The sequence below is a fragment of the Borrelia puertoricensis genome (assembly GCF_023035875.1).
Taxonomy (GTDB): domain Bacteria; phylum Spirochaetota; class Spirochaetia; order Borreliales; family Borreliaceae; genus Borrelia; species Borrelia puertoricensis.
The window spans coordinates 192321-216035 of the sequence record NZ_CP075379.1 but is presented as its reverse complement, the minus strand read 5'-3'; the positions used below and the strand labels follow the sequence as shown (position 1 = coordinate 216035).

Sequence of the window (23715 nt, the reverse complement as noted above, 5' to 3'; positions counted from 1 at the left end):
TTCATGTTCATTTTATTTTCTGTTAACATTTTTTTCAAGCTCAAATTTGGAAATTTTATGGTAAATTTTTCTTCCATGTGGGCAGTATTTTAGTTTGAGATTGAAAAATTCATTTATTAAAAATTGACTAAATTCAGAACTTATTGTATCATTGCATTTAATAGCTTGTCTACATGCAATGGTTGCATATAAATCAGTTTGCAGCGAATCAATTGTTTTACTTTTTCTTGTTTTAAAAAATTGAATGATAAGATTTTCATATTTGTTGCAGATATTGGGAATTGATTCGAGTTGGTAGGTTTGTTCCTTTATTTTGGTAACTATGATATCTAATTTTTTATATTCTTCCAATTCACTTGCTAATATTTTATCTGTATCTTCACAGTCTACTTGAAATTCAATCGGTATTAGAAGTTTTTGAGTAATTTTTTCTGAATTTATTAAAGTTTGATATATGATTTTTTCGTGAAGTGCATGCTGATCTATGAAGAAAACCTCATTATCTTTTTCTACTATTAAAAATTCTGAAAATAGTTGTCCCCTATATTTAAATTTATGTTTTGTTATTGGTTTTTGAAAATCATTTGGCATTGTAGAAGTTTCTAGGAGAATATTTTGGATGTAGCTTTTGAATGATGGTTTATCTTTTTGAATTGGGTTTTGACTTTCAAATTTTACCTTATCTTCTATTATGTTTGTTATTTTATTGTTTTTAGGTTTATCTAGAATCAATGATTCGTTTTGTATGATTTCATAAGCTTGAAAATTTGAATTTGTTAGATCATCTTCAGGGTGTAATAGATGAGTGTCATTTGTTATTTGCCTTTTGATTATTATGTTATGGTAATCTTGTAAAATTTCTTTTCGTTCTCTGTCAAAAAATTCGTTAATATTGCTTGAAACTTGCTTAGGAAGAAATGGTAAGTTGAAAAATCTTACTTCTTTTTTTTGAGGATGTATATTAAAATCGACGTATCTGGGATCTATTTCTAGAAATAAATAACATATTGGGAAATTTCTATTAGTGAGTATTCTGCTATGTCCATCAATTATTGCTTCAGATAGATTGTGCTCTTCAACAGGTCTTCTATTTAGGAATATTTTTATGTTTCGTCTGTCTCTTCTTGAGAAGTTGGGTGGAGCAAAAAAGATTTTCATTTGTACATTTTCATATTCTGTTTCTATTTTCCCAAATTTATTGTTTTCTATTATTTCTCCATATACACTCTGAACTCTATTTATTAAGCTTTCTTTAAAGTAAACTTTTCTTAGTTCATTGTTTAGACTTAATTTAAAGTCAATGCCAGGATGAGTAACAGCCTTTTCTTCAAAGACTTTTAAACACATTTTTGTTTCGATAGAGTCTTTTTTTAAGAATCTTTTTCTTGCTGGGAAATTGTGGAATAGATTCGTAACATCTACTATTGTTCCATTTATTGCGGATTGTTTTTTAAAATATTTTTCAGTTCCGTTTTCAACTTCAATTTGGTAGCTGTCTTCTCCTGTAGTTGAACTTGTGATTGTTAAATTTGAACAGATGGCAATACTTGAGAGAGCTTCCCCTCTAAATCCTAGTGTTTGGATTTTTTCAAGGTCTTTCTCTTCATTTATTTTTGAAGTGGTATGGGATAGGTAACATATTTTTAAATCTTCTTTGCTTATTCCGCTACCATTGTCTGTTATTAGTATTCTTCGAATCCCACCTTCTTCAAGAAAAACCTCAATTTTATCTGCTCCGGAATCTATTGAATTGTCAAGTAATTCTCTTAAAATTGAACAAGGTCTATCTATTGCTTCTCCTGCTGCTATTTTTTGTACTAGACTTCTATCTAAAAATTTTATTTTATTCATTTGCCTATAATTTTTATTATTGTTTTATTTTGTTTGTAATTGGGAAATTTGTTGATAACTTCTTTAAGTATTTTATCATTCCCATTATCATTATATTCTATTATGCCTAATGCATGTAGAGCTTCTGGGTTGTTTGGATTTATTTTAATGTATTCTTTTAATTTTTCCATAGCTCTTTTATTATCTTTAATAGCAATCAAGGCAGTTGCAAGATTGTATTTTGCTTCAAGACTTGAGTGAGCTTCTGCTTTTTGAAAAATTTCTATTGCTTTTTGATAGTTTCCTTGATTTTTATAAAGTATGCCAAGATTGTTTAGTGCTAATAAATGATTTTTATTGCTAATTTTCTCAAGAGTTTCAATTGCTTTTGGTTCATTGCCTGATTTTTCGTATGCTCTTGCTAGATTGATATGAGCCGTAATATTTTCAGAATTTTTTAAAATTACACTATTGTAGAGTGGTATTGCTTCATTATAATTTTCTTTAGTCAAATAAATAGATGCTTTTAAATATAAGTACTCAGATTTTTCTGGATTTATGTCAAGGGCTTTATTGATACTTATTAGTGATTCATTAAGATTATCATTTTCAAATTTTGCTATTGCTAGATTATAAAACATAATATCGTTTTTTTCTTTTATCGAAGTACTTGCTTTGTCTAGATATTTTTCGCTGTTTTTAAAATCCCCAATATAGTTTGCAATAATTCCTGTTTTTAAAGCGTAATGAGGATTTTTTGTAATCTCATAAGCTTTTTTGAAACTTAAAAAAGCATTTTGTTTGTCATTGTTTTGTTCTTCTGCTATTCCTTTTTTATAGTAGGCAGTATCATAATTTGGGTCGATTGTAATTGCCTTTTTGAAAGCTTCAATTGCTTGTTTTGGTTTATTTGACAATATTAAGCTTGTTCCTTTATTTGTATATGCTTTTTTATGCTTTGGATTTAATGATATTGTTTTATCAAATGCTTTTATTGATTCTTCATATTTTTTAAGTTTAAATTTCATTATTCCGACTTTGTAGTGATCTTCTGCTTTGTTTGTAATATTTGCAATTTTTTCATAAATTTCTTCGGCTTTTTTGAAATCTTTTTGTTCTTCATTTGTTGATGCTAGCATTTTAAGAGATTGTAATTCTATTGAGGTTTGACTAATATGGTTTGCATGTATTTTAGGTTCTTCTTTCATTTTTATTTGATTATCTGTTAAGTGATCTTTTATAGGGAATTTTTCTTCTTTGGGTTGTTTTTGCTTTAAAAGCTCCTTTTTGGAAGGAGCTTTTTCTATACTTATTGAATTTGGCTCTATATCTTGTTTTATTAATCTAATTAAGAGATTGGCCGCTTCTTGGGTTTGTAGTTTATCAATTAAGTCATTAACTTTATTGAATTTGTAACTCAATCCTTTTTTAATAAGTTCATTAAGTCTTTCTTTGGCAAGTGAGGGATTCCCGGTATTAATGTTATCTAATATTTCATAGAGTACTTTTTTTATTACATAACTATAAGGTCTCTCTATTTTTTCGATTATTTGATTTTTATGAGCATCTTTTGTGTTTGGGGTCTCTTTTTTATTTTTTGGTTTGATAGAGGGAGAAATTTCTACAACTTTGTCAATTTGTTTTGTTTTATTTTCCCTAGAGCCATCTGTATTCTTTTTTATAGGTTTATCTTCATTTTGTTCGTGTGTTTTTATGACTTGTTTTGTAGTGTTGAACTGAGTGGGCTTGGTTTGATTTAATTCTTTGTTGAGATTTTCTTTTAGTTTTTTTAAGTTAAATAGATTTTTTTTATTCTCAATAGATTTATCGTTGTTTGGACTTGATTCTTGTTGTTTTGCTATTTTATTTATGTTTTTTCTTAAGTTCTCAGGTATTGTGTTTTGATTAAATTCTAAAATGTCTTCGTTTTCAATTCCAGTATCATCTTTCCTATCAGCGTAATTTTCTATTTTTGTAGTATCTTTTATATATCTATTGTTAAAAGCAATTTCAGAATTTTCATTGTTAATAGGTATTGATTGTTGTTTTCCTTGTATTTTATCTAATATTTGATTAGCCGTATCTTTTTGTAAATCTTTTGATTCAAAAGGACTGTTATTTGCAAGTTCGGAAAGAGTGTTTTCAAGCATTGCAATATCTGCATTGTGCGGGTATTTATCTTTTAGAATTTTTGTTATTGAGTGTGCTTTTTTATAATTTCTGTCCATAACGCTGTTTTTTACTTCATTTAGCATTATTTCTTGATTGTTTTTATTTAGGCGTTCTTTATATACGTAATAACCAAGTCCTCCAAATGAAGCAATAAGTAATATTATTAAAATTATTAGTATGGGTAAATTTTTTCTTTTATTCATCTATATTCAACTCCTCTTGCCAATTAATTTTGTCTAGTTCAATTAAAAAATCTGTTTTTAAATTATCTTCAAATTTGTTTTTTAACATTGTTTTTTTCTTTTCATGTTCTTGTTTGTTATCTTTATCATTTTTGCTCATATGTTCTTGTTTGTTATCTTTATCATTTTTACTCATATGTTCTTGTTTGTTATCTTTATCATTTTTACTCATATGTTCTTGTTTATTATCTTTATCATTTTTACTCATATGTTCTTGTTTATTATCTTTATCATTTTTACTCATATGTTCTTGTTTGTTATCTTTATCATTTTTACTCATATGTTCTTGTTTGTTATCTTTATCATTTTTGCTCATATGTTCTTGTTTGTTATCTTTATCATTTTTACTCATATGTTCTTGTTTGTTATCTTTATCATTTTTACTCATATGTTCTTGTTTGTTATCTTTATCATTTTTACTCATATGTTCTTGTTTATTATCTTTATCATTTTTACTCATATGTTCTTGTTTGTTATCTTTATCATTTTTGCTCATATGTTCTTGTTTGTTATCTTTATCATTTTTGCTCATATGTTCTTGTTTGTTATCTTTATCATTTTTGCTCATATGTTCTTGTTTGTTACCTTTATCGTTTTTACTCATATGTTCTTGTTTGTTATCTTTATCATTTTTGCTCATATGTTCTTGTTTGTTATCTTTATCATTTTTGCTCATATGTTCTTGTTTGTTATCTTTATCATTTTTACTCATATGTTCTTGTTTATTATCTTTATCATTTTTACTCATATGTTCTTGTTTATTATCTTTATCATTTTTACTCATATGTTCTTGTTTGTTATCTTTATCATTTTTGCTCATATGTTCTTGTTTGTTATCTTTATCATTTTTGCTCATATGTTCTTGTTTGTTATCTTTATCATTTTTGCTCATATGTTCTTGTTTGTTATCTTTATCATTTTGCTGTTCTGTGGCAATGTATTCATTTCTGTTTTTAAGACTTTTGTCAAGTTCTTCAAGAGCGGCTTTTTTATTTCTTAACAGAGCGATCATGTGGAGAATAGCATTTTTTTTTTCACTTTCATATCTTAATGTAATAAATTGTGAATAATCATGGATTGCCATAGTGTATGAATCCCATGCATTTTTGTAATTTTTTTCCTTAAAATTAATTTTTCCTTGTTCAACATAAGAATTTGCTCTGTTAAGAAGTGCTTTGTCATAATTGGGCATATTTTTAACTGAATTGGAATAATATTTGATTGCTAGGTTGTAATAACCCTCACCTCGTTTGAACATTATGTTACCCAGTTCAAAATATAACTTATAATCAATGTCTCCTCCTATTGCAATTCCATCAAGCAGAGCTCCTTCTGCTTCTGTTAGTTGATTATTTTCTCTATAGGCTATTGCTAGAAAATAGTAGCCGTTTTGTACTTTTGGATATTTCTGAATGGCTTCACTTAGGATTTTTATTGCTTGTGAATAATTTTTATTTTTTATCTCTTCTTGTCCAATTCTAATTAATCTTTGAGAGTATGCCAAATCTGAATTAAGTAATAAAATAAGCAAGACAATCAGCTTTTTAAGCAATAATAAACATTTATTCATATCTTTTATAAGTACTATTTTATTACTTTAAAGTAAATATTTCTATATTTCATAGTGCCTTAAAATCAAATTTATTTTATTCTTTAGTTAAAAATGTAATAAATTTCATTATTTCTTCTTTTTTTTCGGATGATATTGTTTTTTCTTCTTTTAATGCATTTGGTTTGGAATAACAAATAATATAGCATATGGCAGGTAGTAATGTTTCAATTTTAAATTCTTCTAGTTTAAGTAGCAATGCTAGTTTAATGTTTTTATGTAATATTTTAAGTACTCTTGTTCTTAAAATTAATGATTTGACAAAAATGTATGATTTACGATAATTTAATCTGTAAGGACTTATTTCTTGCATTTTTATTATTTCTTGAGGTATTGAAATTTTATCTTTATCGAGGTGTATCATTATTTCTGATATGAATTCAAAATGTTTTTTATCAATATTTGGATAAAAGGATAAAAAATATACAAATATTTGATTTTGAATTTCAAGTTTTTTGTTCTCAAAAAAGTTTTTTATATCTTTTGAGAATTTTGCTTTGTCATTTTTATCTGCGTAAATATAAAATGCAATCCATCCGTATGTATCTATTTTTGTTGAGTTGTTTTTTATATAATTTATTACATTTTGTAAAAATATTCTTTTTATATTTTTATTTTGAAATATTTTTGAATTTTTGTATGGATTGAAGTTCATTTTTTCAAAAGATACAAAAAATTCTTCTGCTTTAAATTTTGCTATGATGATATCTTTGATATTTAAACTTAGGTTGAGCAGTTTATGTGTTTCAAGATATTCAATTGCAAAGATGAAATCTTCCCATTCATTTGGTACTTTGTTTTTAAAAAACCATTCTAGATATTGTTTTATTGCAGTTTTTTCGAGTGAAAATAAATAAGTTTTTAAAGTGTTTTGAAAATCTTTAGGGGTATATTTCATAAATTCACTAAAAAAATAGTTGAAATTAGAATTTTTATTTGATCCTTTATAAAAAATTTCATTAAGACTGAAAGTTTTAATTGTTTTTAGGTATTTTAGGATCTCATCATACTTGAGAGTTAAAACTTCATCTATTATGTATTTGTAATGTTTTGTTAAGATTTTATTGAAAAGTGATTTGGATAAACATCCTACTGGCCAGTAGGTTAATATGAGTAATTTTTTTAGTTTTATTACTCTACTTTGTTTTTTTCCTAAACTTGATTTAAATAATCTTTGAAATGATTGATTATATTTTAGTATGCCTTTAATTTTTTCCTTGTTTCTATGTTTTACAGCTATTAATATGTCTATTGTTGGTTCTAGATTTTCTATTTTTAAGTTACTAGAGAAATTTAATATTAATTGTTTATATAATTCTTTTTTTTCTTGTGTGTATTTGCTATTATTTTGTATTTCAATTATTTTTAAAAAGTTGGTGGAATTTAATTTATATGTTATCCCAGATCTTTTACTGATAAGATTTGTTTCTTTTTTTATTTGTAATGAATTTTTTTCTCTAATTATTTCTAGTATCCAATTTTTTATTTTTTTGTCTTGTATTTTTTCATAATAATATTCTTCAAGTGTGATATTGATTTTGTTTTTTTTAAGTTCATAATCTTGACTTATTTTTATAAGATTTTGAATTTCTTCTTCATTGAGCTTGTAAAGTTTTGATAAAATGCTATATTTTAAAATTTTTTCTTCTATGTTTATATTTATATATTTTTTTAATATGCTAAGAGAATTATAAAATTCTTGATATTTTGGTACTATCTTCATTTAGTTCCTTAGTGAATCTTTAATGATTTGTAGTAATTTATCATCACGTTTTGCAATTTTGATTATCGCTTCTAAATATCCCCCAATATCGCCTATATCAAGTCTTTCACCTTCTATTTCTTTGTATAATACTTTGTTCTCAGACATGAGTTTTCTTAAGGCATAAATATGATGATATTCTCCTTTTTGGTGAATTTTAAAACCTTCTTCTAAAAATTTGAAAAATTCATGGGTATATAAGAATCTTCCGATAGATGCTTTGTTGCTTGGTTCTTTTCCAATTTCTGGCTTCTCTACTATGTCTTTGACATGAATATTGTCTTTATTTAATTTTATTACTCCATATCTGTTAATGTCTTTAGGATTTTCAATAACAGATAATATGTTTTTTCCAGTTTTTTTATGCAATTCTATTAATTGTGTTGTTAAGGATGGTGATCCAACATGTAAATCGTCAGGGTATGCGACTATTACATTTTCAGTTCCTATCCAGGGTTTTGCATGCAGTAGAGCATGACCTGTGCCCATCATTTCATTTTGCCTTATAAAGCTAACATTAATGTCTTTAAGTTTGATTTTTTCTAGCAAGTCTTTTTTACATTCTTTGGTAAATACAATTTCGAGTTCAATTTCTCTATCAAAATAATTGTCTAAAACACTTTTTCTTCTTGAAGTTATTATTAGTATTTCTTTGATTCCAGAACTAGTAAATTCTTCAATAATGTAATCAATTGATGGTTTGTTTAAAATTGGCAGCATTTCTTTTGGAATAGTTTTTGTTATGGGTAAGAACCTTGTTCCATATCCCGCAGCTAAAATAATACCTTTCATGTTTTTTCTCTCTTAATTAAAATTATATCAAAATTTAAATTGTAAATATTTAATTTTTTTTGGAAATGATTTAAAATCTATTTTTATGCATGTAAGTGCAGGTAAATATAAGGGATGGAAGGTTGATTTTCCTAAAATAGTTGGTGTGCGTCCTGTGATGGCTATTGTTAGAGAAGCATTTTTTTCCATTTTTTTAAATCAGATTTTAGGATCAAATTTTCTTGATGTATTTGCAGGGACGGGAATAATGTCTCTTGAAGCTCTAAGTAGGGGAGCTAATCTTGCTCATCTTGTTGATTGCAATAAATTTTCTAAAAATGTTTTGATTAAGAATTTTGAAGTTGTGAATGAACCTTACAAATTTTTTTTCAGGAAGGCTGAATTATTTCTTAAAAAGAGTTATCTTTTTTATGATTTTATTTATCTTGATCCGCCTTTTGGATATTCTTTGAAAGAGAATTTACTTAAAATAATATCAGAAAATGAAAGTTTAAATAAAGATGCAAAAATTATTATTCATTATCCTTCGAGAGAAAATTTGGACAACAATATTTTAAGACTCTATAAATATGATTTTAGAAAGTATGGGGGGTCAAAACTTGATTTTTTTAAAGTTCAGTCTTATGTGTAGGCTTATTAACCTTGCATAGGAGTCAAAAGTTGAAATTCATCACTTTTAAGTTCTTCAATGTTGTGTCTTAATTCAAATTGATCTGTATTTTTGAATGGACTTGTTTTAATGTCTCCATTTTGTCCCTTTGTGATGATTTCTCTAGATTCAAGGTTTAGTAGTATATCTCCAATTTTGTAAAATTTTTCCTTGTGTTTGATAATGGACATGATGGGAAAAATACCTATTGTATACTTTAAAACAACTGCTTTAAATAAAGGTTCATTGCAATCTTTTATGTATACATCTACTATTGCTCCATAATCGAATGGTGCGAGGATTTTTAGAAAATTTTTTAGCATTTCTACGTCGAATTTTTTGTTTTTTAAGTATTCTTCTGGGTTATCTTTTGTCCAATAGTATTGTTCACTGTTTTCAGTTAAAAATTTAATAGCTTCTAAGGGATTAACGGGTTCTTTGATTATAATTGGATTAACCATTTCGTCATAAGTATCTATTATGCAAAAAATTCTAATAAGCTCATGAGTGAATTTTTTTTTGGTTGTTTCTGCACGATTTTTGATGTTAAGATAGCTTTTTTGTCCATTTATTATCATCTTTGTAATGGCAGAAATATCTTCTCTCATTCGGAATAGATTTTTAGAGATATTAATACTTTTTTCTAAAATTTCTATTTTAGACATATATTTTTCTTTTGTGTTTTTGTCTTTAAGACTGATCTTTTCTCTTATTTTTTGTAATATTGTGATATGCATAAATCCAATTGGGTGTAATAGTACTCCAAGTGCAGCTTGCAGTATAATGTCATTATCGTAGAAAAATTCTGTGAATTCTGTGTAGTGCGATTTGTAGATAAAGAATTTTGATGTTGATCGTGGAGCATCTTTGGCAGCCCTTTCTTTATTTAATTGTGCAATAGTTGTTAAAAAGTAGATCGTAGTATCAATTGCATGTATCAATATGGAGTCGCCTTCTGTTTTTATTTGTTCCCTGCAAAATTCATAATCTCTTCTAATTGAATGTAGATATAATTTTTTTATTGTTTTTGTATTGTTAAGATTGTTTTTCTCTGTGATTTTTTGGAAATCAAAATGATCATAGATTTTTAGTAATATCTTTTGAATAGATATTATTTTGTGTTTTGGTAAAATCTTAAAACTGCCCTCAATTATTTCCTTAAAATAGATAGGATCGGGTTCTTTTTCCATTAGTGTATTTAAATTAATTAATGTTTTTCTTCCAGAGATTGTAAACATTTTATCTTTTTCTGAAAATGGTTTATATATATCTTTTAATGCTTCTATTAGCTCTTCCTTTAGGAAATTTATTTCATTGTTTAGAAGTTCTTCATTAATTGTATTTATTAGTTTGTCATGTGGAATATTTTCGTAATTATTGATTACTGGTATGTGTAAAACGTTACCTTTATTTAAAAATTTGATTATTTTTTCATTTACTCTTGTACTTAATTTGGCCATATTTCCAATATTTGAAAAAATTATATCCTTTTCTGTTAAATCTTCTACTTTTTTTATTTCTTTGAAAATCATTGAGAGCCCTCTTAAAAGCTTTAAGTATTATTGTCTAAGACAATTGAATGCACGAGTTAGGAATTTTATCCTATTCTTTATCAATTGAGATGCAGCTATGCTTGTTATATAATCTTATATAGCCTCTTAACAGCTGATACCTAAAGTTTATCCTTCCTTTTTTTAAGTGGGCTGCATTGTATAGACAAAATCTTTTAACTTATATTGCCACCGAGGAGAATCGAACTCCTGACACAAGGATTTTCAGTCCTCTGCTCTACCAACTGAGCTACAGCGGCTAAAATTTTTGACATTGTAATTTTTTATTAACAGAAGTTATTTTTTCATAAACAAAGTTTTTTGTCAATAAAAAATTATTTGTAATTTTTTGGGTGAGTAATTTTTTTGTCAATTTTAGTTATTATCAAACATAGTAAATACTAGTTTTCAGTCTTTGGGACATTATAATAAAGTATATGATAAAGATAATTGTATATTTTATGGTGATAATTATTGTTTTAACTTTTACAGTGTTTTTACTAAAATTTGTTATTTGTGAAATTATCTTTACTTTTTAGTATTTGCTGAAATGGGACACAATACAATCAAGTATTTGTCCCGTTTCATAATTTATTTTTTATTATGTAAGTATCTGAAAAAATCCATATTTGTTGAGAATATTTTTCGTTTGTCTTTGAGTGTTGTTTTGTAACTCTCTAGTGCTTGCCAAAATTTGTAAAATTCAATGTTTTTGCTATAAGCCTTTGCATAGATTTGTGCAGCCTCATGATCCCCTTCAGCTTTAATTTTAGCTGCTTCAGCTTTTGCCTCACTTAATAATTTTAGCTTTTCTTTTTCAATGCTACCAAGGATTTCCGTTTGTTCAGCAATTCCTGTACTTCTTTGTTCTTCTGCAATTTGTTGTCTTTCTGAAATCATTCTGTTATGTACAGAATCAATTAAACTTGGATCATAACCAATTTTTCTAATAAGAACGTCAACAATTTCAATACCAATGTCTTTTGTATTTTTGTTAGAAACTTCAATTATTTCATTTTCAATTATTTTGCGACCTTTTGTGATCTTGTAAGTTGTGTTATCTGTAATTTCTTGTGGTGTTAAAACCCCATCAGATAGACGTTGAATTGGATCATTTGAACTTCTGATAATTTCAAGCAAAGGATACTTGGCAATAACACCTCTGACTGCAGGTTCAATAGCTGCATTAATTATTGTAGAAGCTCTATTCATTGTTTTAATTGCTGTATAGAATTGATTAATGTCGACAATTTTCCACCTAGCAGTTGTATCTATCCAGATTAATTGTTTTTCTTCTCCTCCTGTTGGAATCCTTTGAGGTTCTCCATCCCATCTAAGTATATTTTTGGGAAATATTTGTACATTTTCAATAAATGGAATTTTATATTTAAGTCCTGCTTTATTTTCAGTTCTTTCAATTTTACCAAGTCTTGTGGTGATTGAAATTTCATTTTCTTTTAAAATATAGAGGGGTTGCATTATAGCTAACGATATTAAGCTAAATATTAATGTAAAAGCTAAAATCTTGGCAATAGAGAATAAAAATTTTAGTATATATTTCATTTTATTTAACCTCCTTAAATGGGAGAAAATTATTTAAGTTTTTGTCAATTATTTCAATGTTGTCTTTACTCTCAAGGATTTCCTTCATTGCTTCGTTGTAGATTCTCTCTCTTGTAATTTCTGGATCTTTAATGTATGCATTTAGGATTGCATTAAAAATGGCGGTCTCAGCTAATGCGGTATTTATTCTGTTTTCCTTATATCCCTTGGCTTCTTCTATCAGTTTGAGGGCTTCTCCTCTGATTTTTGGGATTATTTGATTGAATTTTTTTCTTCCCTCGTTAATGAATTTATTTTTATCCTGAATTGCGATATTAACATCTTCAAATGCCTCATAAACTTTTCCTTTTGGTGGCATAGCATTTCGGATTTGTACTTGAACAATATCAATTCCTAAATCATATGTTTTTATGATTTCATTCATAGAGGCTTTTACTCCTTCTGTGACACCAACTCTATTATCATTAATTATTTCAAAAATAGTATTGTCCCCAATTAATCTGTTCATTGATGATTTTGCAATGTCTGTTATAGTTTTTGCAGGATCTTCTACTTTGAACATAAAAGAATATGGATCACTGATTTTATATTGTACTAACCATTCAACCTTAATTATATTTAAGTCACCAGTAATAATGATTCCGTCATCTTCGTTCAAGTTAAGTCCTGTGTTATTATTTGTATTAAAACCAAATTTAACTTCTTGTACGATCTTTACTGGTACAATTAATTTTTCTTCAATTAATGGAATTTTTATATGTATGCCTGGTTCGAGTATTCTATTTAACTTGCCAAGACGAAGAACTATAGCTTCATCAGATGGTCCCACCACAAAAATATTTGCAATGGTTATTAGTAATGCGATTACTAATACAATTAGAATTATCATATATTCATATGTTTTGTTGAAAAATTTTAAGATATCATTTAACATTTTGTCTCCTTTTTGTTATACATTTTTACTCCTTTTCAAGTTTTGTAAATGTTATTTTTTTTATTTTATGATTCTGGATTTCCTCTATTAAATATTTTCCATGTTCTGTGCTAACCTGTTCTCCTCCCGTGGGTATTTTATCAAGTAAATCCATTATGTATCCTCCAATTGTGTTTATATAATCTTTGTGTTGAATTTTTATTCCAATTGTTTCTTCAATCTCATCAAATGTAGTCTCGCCCGATATTAGGTAGATATTTTCATTTTTTTTAGTAATTAGTTGTTTCTGTTCTTCAAAATCATATTCATCAAATATTGCACCAAAGATTTTCTCTACTATGTCTTCTATTGTAAGTATTCCTGCAAATCCTCCATACTCGTCGATAACGATGGCCATTATTTTTTGTTTTTGTCTCATGATATCTAGTATATCTTTTATCCTTTTGTTTTGTTGTACAAAAACGGCAGGTTTTACAAATTTAATAATGTTTTGTTCAAGTTTTTTTTTACTTATTTCAATTAGGTCTTTAGTTATTAAAATTCCTATTATTTGTTCTCTATTTTGGCCTTTATATACAGGAATTCTGGAATATCCTTCTTTTTTAATTAGTTTGATCTTATCTTTTAATTGTGATGTGCTTGAGAGTGAGAATACTTCTGTTCGGTGTGTCATAATCTCAGAAGCCCTAACTTCTCCTATGTTTAGCATTTTTTGCATGAATATTCTGTCATCATTTTCTAAAATTCCTAATTTTTCGGCCAAAAATAACATGTTTTTAATGCTATCTTTAGTCATTTTTTGACTTGCTTTTATTTTACATAGACTTAGTAAAATTTTAACTATTCCATTAATTACATATATTGCTGGTGTGAATAAGATTGTTAATATTTTGAGTAAGATTGAGGTTGATAAAACTATGCTCTCATTATTTAGAATTGCAATCTGTTTAGGGAATATTTCTGAGCATATAAGCACTATTATTGTTATGATTCCAGTTGATAAAGCAAGTGCATTGTTTCCATATTTGTCGAGGACCAATTTTGTTGTAAGGGCGCTTGCTGTTATGTTGGCAATATTATTCCCAATTAGAATTGTCGTTACAAGCTTTGATGGATTTTGTGCTAAGTTGTATACTATTATTCCTAATTTGCCTTTTTTCTTTATGTCTTGGAGTTGAATTAGGCTTAATGATGTGTAGGCTGTCTCTGATGCTGAAAAAATTGCCGATAATATTATGAATATTAATATAATTGTTAATTCTAACATAAGTATTATTTTAATTTATCTTCAAAGCATTTTCTTTAGTTTTATTTGTCTTTGTAAAAAAAATTGCATTGGCTTTTTACTTAAGGATTACAAGGCGCCGACCGGAATCGAACCGGCGAATCAAAGTTTTGCAGACTTCTCCCTTAGCCACTTGGGTACGGCGCCATTTTGAACATTAGTTAGTTTATTAAAAAATATTTAAATTGTAAACAGTATCTTTTATGATTGAATTATTGTGATTGAACTTTTTTAAATATTTTCTTTATATGTTTTTCTATAAAAATAATTTTTATTTTTGTAATATTTATGAATATGAATAAAAAAATGCTTAATAATGTTTTATCTAAGTTAGATAAGGATTTTGTAAAGGAAATTAAAGGGTCCTGTGAAGTAGAAATTTTGGGTCTTACATATGATTCAAGATGTGTTTTATCTCATTTTGTATTTTTTGCTCTTCCAGGACTTCATTTTGATGGTCAAAAATTTATCAATTCGGCAATTGAACGAGGTAGTAATGTTATTGTGCATACTAATGATATTGATTTTTATGATCCCAATGTGACATATATTAAAATTGATTCTTGTAATATAAAAAAATTTATGTCAAGATTTGCTCATATTTTTTATAATGAACCTTCAAAAAATCTTAAGATTATTGGCGTTACAGGAACTGATGGTAAAAGTTCTGTTTGTTTTTATATCTATACTCTATTAAAATCTATGGGTGTGAAAGTTGGTTTTATTTCAACGGTATTCTTTGAAGATGGAAGTGGAACTCTAGTTAAGAATCCTTATAGGCAGTCGACTCCAGAGTCAACAGAAATTCATTTAGTTCTTAGTAAAATGGTAAAAAATAATGTTGAATATGCTATTGTTGAATCGACTTCGCATGGCCTTGATGTTAGAACATCAAGACTAATTGATATTGCGTACTCTGTTGCTGTTTTAACTAATGTTAGTCATGAACATCTTGAATTTCATGGTACTATGCAGCATTATTTAGATGCTAAACTTAATCTTTTCTCTTCTGCAGATGCGAATGGTGGTTTTGGTATTGTCAATATGGATGATAAAAATTTTTCTACCTTTTTAGATACTATTAATAGGGCTTATACGTATAGTTTAGAGAATAAAAATGCTGATTTTTTTGTAAGTAAGATTAATGAACAAATGGGTTTTACTGAATTTGAGTTTTATCATAAGAATGTTAAATATGATGCTAGAGTTAATTTGACTGGCAGTTTCAATGTTGAAAATGTTATGGCTGCTTTAATTGTTGTTAGTCAAGTTATTAACGTTGATGTGTCAGAACTTATTGATAAGCTTGTAAATATTGAGGGTCTTTTTGGACGAATGCAAAGTGTTGATTTTGGGCAGGATTTTTCTTTAATTATTGATTATGCGCATACACCCGGAGCTTTTCTTAAAATTTTTCCTGTCTTTAAAAGACTTTCAAAAAATAGATTGATTTCTGTTTTTGGTTCTGCTGGAGAGAGAGATCTTCTTAAGAGAAAGTTGCAAGGAGAAATAGCAGATAGATATTCAGATATAATAATACTTTGTGATGAAGATCCAAGAGGTGAGGATAGTATGCAAATAATTGGAGATATTGCGGAAGGAATTTCAGGAAAGACTTTAAATAAAGATTTATTTTTTATTCCTGATCGAAAAAGTGCAATTGAAAAGGCAATAAATATTGCACATACTGACGATTTGGTGGTTACTCTTGGAAAGGGGCATGAAAACTCAATAATATATAAAGATCGAAGTATATTTTGGGATGAGCAAGCTGTTGTTAAAGATATAATTTCGAGAAATAGGAGTTGATTTGATGAAAAAAAATCTTATGTTAATATTTGGAGGAGTTTCTTTCGAGCATGAAATTTCTCTTAGATCTGCTTGTGGAATTTATTCAGCTCTTATGAAGCTTGATAAATATAATGTGTTTCCAAGTTTTATTGATAAAATTACTGGGATTTGGTACTTATTAGATTCTGTTCCCGATGATCCTAAATTAATTAAAAAAGATAGTTCTGCTATTATTAGTTTAATTCCTGGTTATGGAATATTTATGAATAATAAGGATCTTAAAATTGATGTTGTGTTTCCTATTGTTCATGGGAGAACAGGTGAAGATGGTGCTATTCAGGGATTTTTAAAAATTATGGATATTCCTTGTGTTGGTTCTGGAATTTTAGGAAGTGCTATTTCTATTAATAAGTATTTCTGTAAGCTTTTGCTTAAAAGTTTTAATATTCCTTTAGTGCCCTTTATTGGGTTTAAGAAATATGATTATCTTTTAGATAAAGAGGGCATCAAAAAAGACATAAAGCAAAGTTTAGATTATCCTGTCATTGTTAAACCAGCTATGCTAGGTTCTTCAATTGGAATAAGTATTGCATATAATGATACTCAGATTGAAAAATGTATTGAAGAGGCTTTTGTATATGATTTAACAGTTGTTATAGAGAAGTTTATGAAGGCAAAGGAGATTGAATGTGCTGTTATTGGAAATGAGCAGATTAAAATATTTACTCCTGGTGAAATTATTATACGGGATTTTGTATTTTATGATTATGATGCTAAATATTCCACTGCTCCTGGTAACTCAGTTGTCTTTAATATTCCTGCTCATCTTGATACCAAACATTTGTTAGACATTAAAGAATATGCATTTTTTACTTATAAATGTTTGGAGCTTAGGGGTATGGCAAGGATTGATTTTTTGATAGAAAAAGATACTGACTTAGTTTATGTTAATGAAATAAATACAATTCCAGGATTTACAGATATTTCTATGTTTTCTAAGATGTGTGAACATGATGGTCTTGATTATGGAGCTTTGATTGATAAATTGATAGCTTTAGCTTTTCAAAGTTATGCAAAGAGGAAGGAGAGGATTGATTTTAACCGTCTGGAAAACTAATTTAGTTTCAAATTTTTTAAATTTTCAATTTCTTTGTCATTTTGAAGTTTAAAAAAGGGATTTTGATTGTATTTTGCAGATTTTGGAAGTATTCCAGAATACTTTATTGTGTATGAATAGTCTATATTAATGTTTTTAACTTCTTTTTTGGTTTTTTGATCGTATATTTTGACGTAGTTTTTATTGATGTCAGAGTAAGCAAAAACATCATATTTAATTTTTTCTTGAGATTTAACCGTAAAAGTTATATTTGTTGTATTTGATTTAATATTGTTTATTGTAAATATTATATTGTTGGATGCTATTTTATATGGTGTATTGCTTTGGTATATGATAAGTTCAGATGCATTTTTTAAAAATAGATTAATTTGTTTTGTAACCTTATTTGTGGTAATTTTAATGTCATAGATAGTTCTCTCAGCTATATCTATTTTTTGAAAAAATAAATCTATTAAGTTTTCTTGTGTTTGAATTTCCTTTTCTGTGTATTTTTTATTTTTTTCTAAGCTTAAATTAAAATCTTTTGTTGAAATTTGAATTGTATTTCTGTTGTCTTGTAGGTATTCTACTCTAATTTTGTTAGTTTTTTCTGGAAAGCTTATTATTTGATCTATTTTTATTGTTGAAATTTTTTCTATATCGTGTGATATTATGGTAATGGCGCTTATTAGAAAAAAAATGATAGATTCAATCTTTTCAAATTTTGTAAATTCTTGTCTTATTGTCTCAGTTTTATATTTTAAATGTTCTACGATGTTGGTAAGTATTGCAGAGAAAAGTGAAATTGATATGAAATAGCTTAGTGCAACTGGTTTTGTCGTCATTAAGGTTGTTTGTATTGACGTTATTAGTATGAGATTTGTTATCCAAATAAGCATTATTACTATCTTTTTTAGAATTTTTGTCTTGTTAGGAATGCTTAATATTAGTATATTTTTTAAAATTATGATTAAAATAAATTCTATTTTGATATATAACATTATGATAAGTTCAATTATAGAGATTGATATTGCTAAATATTTAAGTTCTTTAAGGCTTAAATGTATTTTAAAGTTATATGTGAAATAAGATATAAGATTGAAGTTAAATAATGTTAGAAAAAAATTTACTAGATATATTGGATTTATAATCTTATAGTCTATGAAATTTTCATATGCTGTTAACATTTTATTTGTGATTAGAGTAGAGATATATGTACTTAGGAATAATATGAAAAATAGTTTTATGATTTTATGGTAATTTTCTTTCGTTTTTCTAAGTATGATACTAGTTTTTTTAAATTTTGTAATGAACACTAATATAATGAAATTGCAAATAGCATATATTATTATAATAAGTGTATTTTCATTGATTATCCACTTTTTAAATGGCATATTTATAATGATATAGTGTAGTTCATTTTCACTTTGATTATTTTTTTTAGTTTTGACTGTCTCTTCAATTGATTTATAAATGTCACAAAGATTATTATTTTTTACATGTTTTAAGAGTGAGTATTCTTTATTGTTGCTTATTATTAAAATTGGAATTTCTTCTTTTAAATACAAATTGTATATTCCATTGATATGTTTGTCATTTATTTTTGATACGTTAAAGTTTACTTTATTATTTTCAAATGTTTTTATAAAATTTTCTAAAAAACTTAGACTTGTTTTTGAATTTATTATGTTTGATTGATTTTTAAACTCTATTAGGTTATTTTCTTTGTCTTCATTTAGCATCAAATATATTGTGTTTATATTTTTGTCAAGTGCATTATTATTTAATAACAATCTACTGCTTATTGTTGATATTTGTTTATGTGAGTCGTCTTCTATAAAATAAATGTTTAGGTTATTCTTTATCTCTTTGTTCTTGAAATTATTTATTAGTGTTATTACAATAGCAATTGCTAAGTTGTTTTTTAGAGCATATTGTGCTTCTATTGGGACAATGATATTATAGTTAATTTTTTCTGTGCCTTTTATTTTCACGTGAATTGTTTTTTGGGAGTATCCAATAAATCCAATTTCTTGGAGTGAGTGTTCTTTGTGGTAAATCTTATTTTCTAGAAAATATTTTTTTATGTAATCATAGGTATTTTCTATTCGTTTTATCTTTTCTAAAGATCTGTTTAGTTCATTAATTTTTGTGATATGTTTTCTTATTTGTTTGCCACATTGTTCTATTTCGTCTGCGTTTATTATTTTATGTAAAATAAATGTTTGTATTAGGATTAAGAGTAATGTCTTAATTATCATAATTTTTTATGTCTTCTTCTACTTGCATTATTTGGAGAACGTTAGGATTTTCTTTAAGTGAAGTAAAAATCATTGATACGTTTTTTGCATTTGATGAGATAATTATGTTAATTATTCCATGTCCATTTCCGCAGTCTTCTATTTTTTCACTAATAAGTCTTACGTCGAAAGTTGTAAAAAGATTATCTAAATAATTAAAAAGATCTTTTAAATTTTTTAAGAATATTATGATATGATATACTTTCCTTGTTGGTGTTGCTTCCCATTCTACTTCTACAAGGTGGCTTTTTTTCTGATGTGCAATTTCTCTACAATGTTCTTTGTGAACTACTATTGTATCTTTTTGTATTATCCCAATGATATCTTCACCTGTTAGTGGGTTACAATCAGAGGCTATTGTAATACTTTTTATTTTGGATTTCGTTAGAGCTTTAAACAAGCTGAAGAGTCTTTTTTGTTCCTTATTTTCTCCAATAAGGTATGCAATTATGTTATTATCTACAAATATTGTATTGTCATTTTTGTTAAGCCAAGATCTAATTTTTGAGCGTGCTTTTTTTGTTCTAACACTGTTAAGCCAAATTACATCAGGTTTTGCCTCTGGAGAGGTAAATATTTCAACAATTTGTTCATTTTTTAATGGTTTGGTTAGTGAGCTAATTTTACCATTAATTTTTGCATAAAGTGCTTGATCCCCAATATCTGTATGTATTGTGTATGCGAAGTCAATTGAGTTTGAGCCAAATGGAAGTTCTACTATTTCTCCTTCTGGTGTATAGACATATATAAATGTGTTTAAAAGTTCTTTGTGTATGTCATGCATTGAGTATTGATTTTTGTTAACCGATTCTTGTTGCCATTTTTTGATTCGGTTGATAAATGATATATCATCAGCCTTTAATTCGACTTGTTCTTTGTAAAGCCAGTGAGCAGCAACACCATATTTAGCAATTTTATCCATTTCTTCTGTTCTAATTTGTATTTCTATCAATTGATTATCTTCAGGTATTCTTACAGTGGTATGTAGAGATTGGTATTTGTTTTCTTTAGGGATTGCTATGTAATCTTTTAGTCTTCCAGGTATTGGTTTCCAAACTTTATGTACAATTTCTAGTATTTCATAGCATTCTTTTTGTTGTTTACAAATTATTCTTATTCCCAGGGTATCAAAGATTTGAGAAATATTATTATTTCTTGTTTTCATTTTTCTAAATATTGAGTAAAAGTGTTTTGAACGTACTGTGATTGTGACATCGATGCCAATTTTTTTAAGTTCTTTCTCTATTATTAGTTTTCCCTTATATAATTTTTTTTCTCTTTCTATTTTTGTTGCGGATAAAAAATTTTTGATTTCTTTATATTCTTTTGGATGAAGATATTTTAATGATAAATCTTCAAGATATATTTTAAGTGATGAGATACCAAGTCTTTCTGCAATTGGTACATAAGTAGCAAGACAGTCTTTTGCAATTCTCTCCCTCCTATTTTTAGGTAAGTGAGAAAGAGTTGCCATATTATGTAATTTGTCTGCAAGCTTGATGATTATTATTCTAATATCATGAGTCATTGCAAAAAACATTTTTGAAATGGTATTTGCTTCTTTGATTGCTCTTGTTTTATTGTGTAGGTCGTGAATTTTGGTTACCCCATCAATTAGACTTAAAATTTCTTGATCAAATTCTTTAATTATTTCTTCCTTTTTAACACTTGTGTCTTCAAGAACATCGTGTAGTAGCCCAGCTATTATTGTTTTAAAGTCTAGTTGAAATTTTATAAGAAATAGTGAAACCATTATTGGATGTATGACATATGGTTCTTTACTTTCTCTATATTGTCCATAGTGTAATTGTTCTGATATTTCAAGAGCTTTAAATATTAATTTTTTTTGAATCTCATCTTGATAGATATTATTGACAGTTTTTCTAAAAATGTTTTTTAGTTTATCAATATCATTTATTTTAAGTAAGTATGCAATTTCATAGACTTGTATCATTCTTTATCCTTAAGACCAATGCTCTTTCTCTGCTTTCAATGTCATATATAGTTTTTAAATACTCAAACCCTTTCTGGATTGCAAAATTTTTTAAAGGGTTTGTTTGCCAAGGAGCCATTTCTATTATTAAGAGTCCATTTTTGGTAAGCTTGTGTTTTGCCTGTCTTATTATTTTTTTTGGAATTTCAAGCCCGTCTTTTCCAAACCCTAAAAGAGCCGCTCTTGGTTCTTTTGTTAATTTTTCCTTTGTTTTTAGTTCATCTTTATTTAAATAAGGAGGATTTGTGATTATTAGCTCAAACTCTTTACTTATGTATTTTAACAGATCTGAATGTTGTATTTCTATATAATTTTCTAATTTTAGTTTTTGTGTGTTTTTTAATGATACTTTTAATGCTTTATTTGAAATATCCGATAGTGTTACTTTGCACTTAATATAATGTGCAATTGTTAAGCCAATGCATCCACTTCCGCAACATAAATCTAAAATTTTATTTAAGTTGTGCTTTTTAATTTGAATTAAAGCTTCTTCTACTAAACATTCTGTATCTTCTCTAGGAATTAGTACATGTTTGTTTATATAGAACTCAATACCCATAAATTCTTTTGTTTTAAGTATATAGTTTATGGGTGTGCCTGATCTTATTCTGTTTATTTGACACAATAATTTATGTTTTTCTTGTTTTGTTAAATTTTTATTTATATTTGCAAGAATTAATTCTTTTCTACTCTTTAAGATTTTTTCAAGTAGTAATAAAATCTCAAGAGTATTTAAATTATATTGTTTTGAATTTTTTATTGCTTCGTTTATTGTCATTGAAATAAATTATAATGAGTTATCTTTTAGTGCTTGTTCTTGTAATTTTAGGGCTAGTGTGTCGAGAAGAAGATCAAGTTCTCCCTGCATAATGTCTTCTAGTTTATAAAGACTAATATTTGCTCTATGTTCTGTTACTCTATTTTGTGGAAAATTGTATGTTCTAATTCTTTCAGATCTATCGCCTGAACCTACTTGTTGCTTTCTGTCATTTGAGCGTTGTTCTTGTTTTTTGAGGTCTTCAAATTTATAAAGCCTTGCTCTTAATATTTTCATAGCCTGATCTTTGTTTTTGTGCTGACTTCTTTCATTTTGACATTGTACTACAATTCCTGTAGGCAAATGTGTAATTCTAACGGCAGAGTCTGTTGTGTTTACATGTTGTCCTCCAGCACCAGAAGATCTGTAAACATCTATTCTTAAATCTTTTTCGTTGATTTCAATGTCGGTTTCTTCAACTTCAGGTAGTACAGCAACGGTTGCTGCTGAGGTTTGAAGTCTTCCATTGGATTCTGTTATAGGAACTCTTTGCACCCTGTGTACCCCGCTTTCATGTTTCAATTTTTTAAATACCTCTTTACCTTTTATTTCAAAACTTACTTCTTTAAATCCACCAAGTTCTGTTTCATTAAAGTTAATAAGCTCTGTTTTCCATTTTTTTTTCTCAGAATATTTTATGTACATTTCGTAAAGATTATGTGCAAAAAGTGCAGCTTCTTCTCCCCCTGTTCCAGCTCTAATTTCAATAATTGTATTTTTACTGTCATTTTCATCTTGGTTCAAGAGTAATATTTTGATTGTATTTTCAACTTCGTCTTTTTTGAGATTTAGATGAGCTAATTCTTGTTTTATTAATTCTTTCATTTCTAAATTTTCTTCTTCGGACAAAATTTTTTGATTCACATCGATTTGGCTTATTATGTTTTCATATTCATCTTTTTTTTCTTTGATTTTTTCTAAATAGTTATATTCTTTTATTACTTTTGCATATTCTTTTTGGTTTTTAATTAAATTGGTATCTTGTAATTTTTCTTCAAGTATTTTTATTTTGCTTTCGATGGGATTTAATTTTTCTAAAAACATCTTAATTTTCTCCTAATAAAGTAGTATTATTTTATACTACTTTTGAGTTTTTTTGTTATAATTGGTCATGAATTTTATTTTATAGGCTTTATATACGATTTAAATAAATAAGTTTAAGTTTACGAATTTAAGTATATTTTTTTAATTTTTTATATAATATGTTTATTGAGATTGGATATTAAAGATTTATTAATATCTTGATATTTTTATATATAAATTATGATCTTATATGTTTTTTTAAATAGCATATATGAAGTGAATGTTATGTCTTTAATAAACCAGTTAA

15 protein-coding genes, 2 tRNA genes and 1 pseudogene are annotated in these 23715 nt (G+C 26.8%); 3 read left to right on the top strand and 15 right to left on the bottom strand.

The annotated features are described in order from the left end of the window. Positions 1-12: 12 nt before the first annotated feature. From mutL to bpuSUM_RS01015, 5 genes and pseudogenes are all read right to left on the bottom strand, one after another. The gene (mutL, locus tag bpuSUM_RS01035; RefSeq protein ID WP_247065396.1) at positions 13-1851 is read right to left on the bottom strand and encodes a DNA mismatch repair endonuclease MutL; all 1839 of its coding nucleotides are present in this window, start codon (positions 1849-1851) and stop codon (positions 13-15) included. Beyond that, positions 1848-4205 (bottom strand): tetratricopeptide repeat protein, encoded by a 2358-nt coding sequence (locus bpuSUM_RS01030; RefSeq protein WP_247065395.1) that lies wholly within the window; start codon positions 4203-4205, stop codon positions 1848-1850. The genes mutL and bpuSUM_RS01030 overlap by 4 nt, the downstream gene beginning before the upstream one ends. Before the next feature lie 972 nt (positions 4206-5177). Continuing rightward, positions 5178-5814 (bottom strand): annotated as a pseudogene (locus tag bpuSUM_RS10045) (tetratricopeptide repeat protein); the annotation flags it as partial. A gap of 76 nt (positions 5815-5890) precedes the next feature. Next, on the bottom strand, positions 5891-7576 hold the full coding sequence (locus bpuSUM_RS01020) for a BB_0208 family protein (RefSeq protein WP_247065393.1): 1686 nt from the start codon (positions 7574-7576) through the stop codon (positions 5891-5893). Beyond that, complete coding sequence (locus bpuSUM_RS01015) at positions 7577-8407, bottom strand: UTP--glucose-1-phosphate uridylyltransferase (RefSeq protein ID WP_247065392.1); 831 nt, start codon at positions 8405-8407, stop codon at positions 7577-7579. It lies immediately after the preceding gene. An 85-nt stretch (positions 8408-8492) separates the two neighbouring features. On the opposite strand from bpuSUM_RS01015, the gene rsmD reads away from it, so the two are divergent. Next, positions 8493-9038 (top strand): 16S rRNA (guanine(966)-N(2))-methyltransferase RsmD, encoded by a 546-nt coding sequence (gene rsmD / locus bpuSUM_RS01010; RefSeq protein WP_247065391.1) that lies wholly within the window; start codon positions 8493-8495, stop codon positions 9036-9038. A 5-nt stretch (positions 9039-9043) separates the two neighbouring features. On the opposite strand, the gene bpuSUM_RS01005 is transcribed toward rsmD, so the two are convergent. The 6 genes from bpuSUM_RS01005 to bpuSUM_RS00980 form a co-directional block, all read right to left on the bottom strand. Beyond that, positions 9044-10588 carry an HD-GYP domain-containing protein gene (locus bpuSUM_RS01005; protein ID WP_247065390.1) on the bottom strand — a complete coding sequence of 515 codons (1545 nt, stop codon included), beginning with the start codon at positions 10586-10588 and terminating at the stop codon, positions 9044-9046. A 205-nt stretch (positions 10589-10793) separates the two neighbouring features. Beyond that, a tRNA-Phe gene (locus bpuSUM_RS01000) sits at positions 10794-10866 on the bottom strand. Between the two features lie 331 nt (positions 10867-11197). Beyond that, entirely contained in the window at positions 11198-12169 is a 972-nt protein-coding gene (gene hflC, locus bpuSUM_RS00995) for a protease modulator HflC (protein ID WP_247065389.1), read from the bottom strand. 1 nt (position 12170) lies between these two features. Further along, positions 12171-13103: an FtsH protease activity modulator HflK gene (gene hflK / locus bpuSUM_RS00990; protein ID WP_247065388.1), complete on the bottom strand. Its 933-nt coding sequence runs from the start codon at positions 13101-13103 to the stop codon at positions 12171-12173. 25 nt (positions 13104-13128) lie between these two features. Then, positions 13129-14370, bottom strand: coding sequence for a hemolysin family protein (locus bpuSUM_RS00985; protein ID WP_247065387.1), 1242 nt, complete (start codon positions 14368-14370; stop codon positions 13129-13131). Positions 14371-14462: 92 nt separating this feature from the next. Then, positions 14463-14535 (bottom strand) — tRNA-Cys (locus bpuSUM_RS00980). Positions 14536-14682: 147 nt separating this feature from the next. Between bpuSUM_RS00980 and bpuSUM_RS00975 the strand changes: the two genes are divergently transcribed. Next, entirely contained in the window at positions 14683-16197 is a 1515-nt protein-coding gene (locus bpuSUM_RS00975; RefSeq protein ID WP_247066218.1) for a UDP-N-acetylmuramoyl-L-alanyl-D-glutamate--2,6-diaminopimelate ligase, read from the top strand. A 1-nt stretch (position 16198) separates the two neighbouring features. Then, positions 16199-17296, top strand: a complete 1098-nt coding sequence (locus bpuSUM_RS00970; protein ID WP_247065386.1) for a D-alanine--D-alanine ligase — start codon at positions 16199-16201, stop codon at positions 17294-17296. Here the strand turns inward: bpuSUM_RS00970 and bpuSUM_RS00965 are convergent. From bpuSUM_RS00965 to prfA, 4 genes are read right to left on the bottom strand one after another with little or no spacing between them, the layout of a single operon-like run. Beyond that, on the bottom strand, positions 17293-19536 hold the full coding sequence (locus bpuSUM_RS00965; RefSeq protein ID WP_247065385.1) for a hypothetical protein: 2244 nt from the start codon (positions 19534-19536) through the stop codon (positions 17293-17295). The genes bpuSUM_RS00970 and bpuSUM_RS00965 overlap by 4 nt on opposite strands. After that, the gene (locus tag bpuSUM_RS00960; protein ID WP_247065384.1) at positions 19526-21529 is read right to left on the bottom strand and encodes a RelA/SpoT family protein; all 2004 of its coding nucleotides are present in this window, start codon (positions 21527-21529) and stop codon (positions 19526-19528) included. Before bpuSUM_RS00960 ends, bpuSUM_RS00965 begins: the two co-directional genes overlap by 11 nt. Then, positions 21513-22346, bottom strand: a complete 834-nt coding sequence (gene prmC, locus bpuSUM_RS00955) for a peptide chain release factor N(5)-glutamine methyltransferase (protein WP_247065383.1) — start codon at positions 22344-22346, stop codon at positions 21513-21515. Before prmC ends, bpuSUM_RS00960 begins: the two co-directional genes overlap by 17 nt. 9 nt (positions 22347-22355) lie before the next feature. Further along, entirely contained in the window at positions 22356-23429 is a 1074-nt protein-coding gene (prfA, locus tag bpuSUM_RS00950; RefSeq protein ID WP_247065382.1) for a peptide chain release factor 1, read from the bottom strand. Positions 23430-23715: the final 286 nt, after the last annotated feature.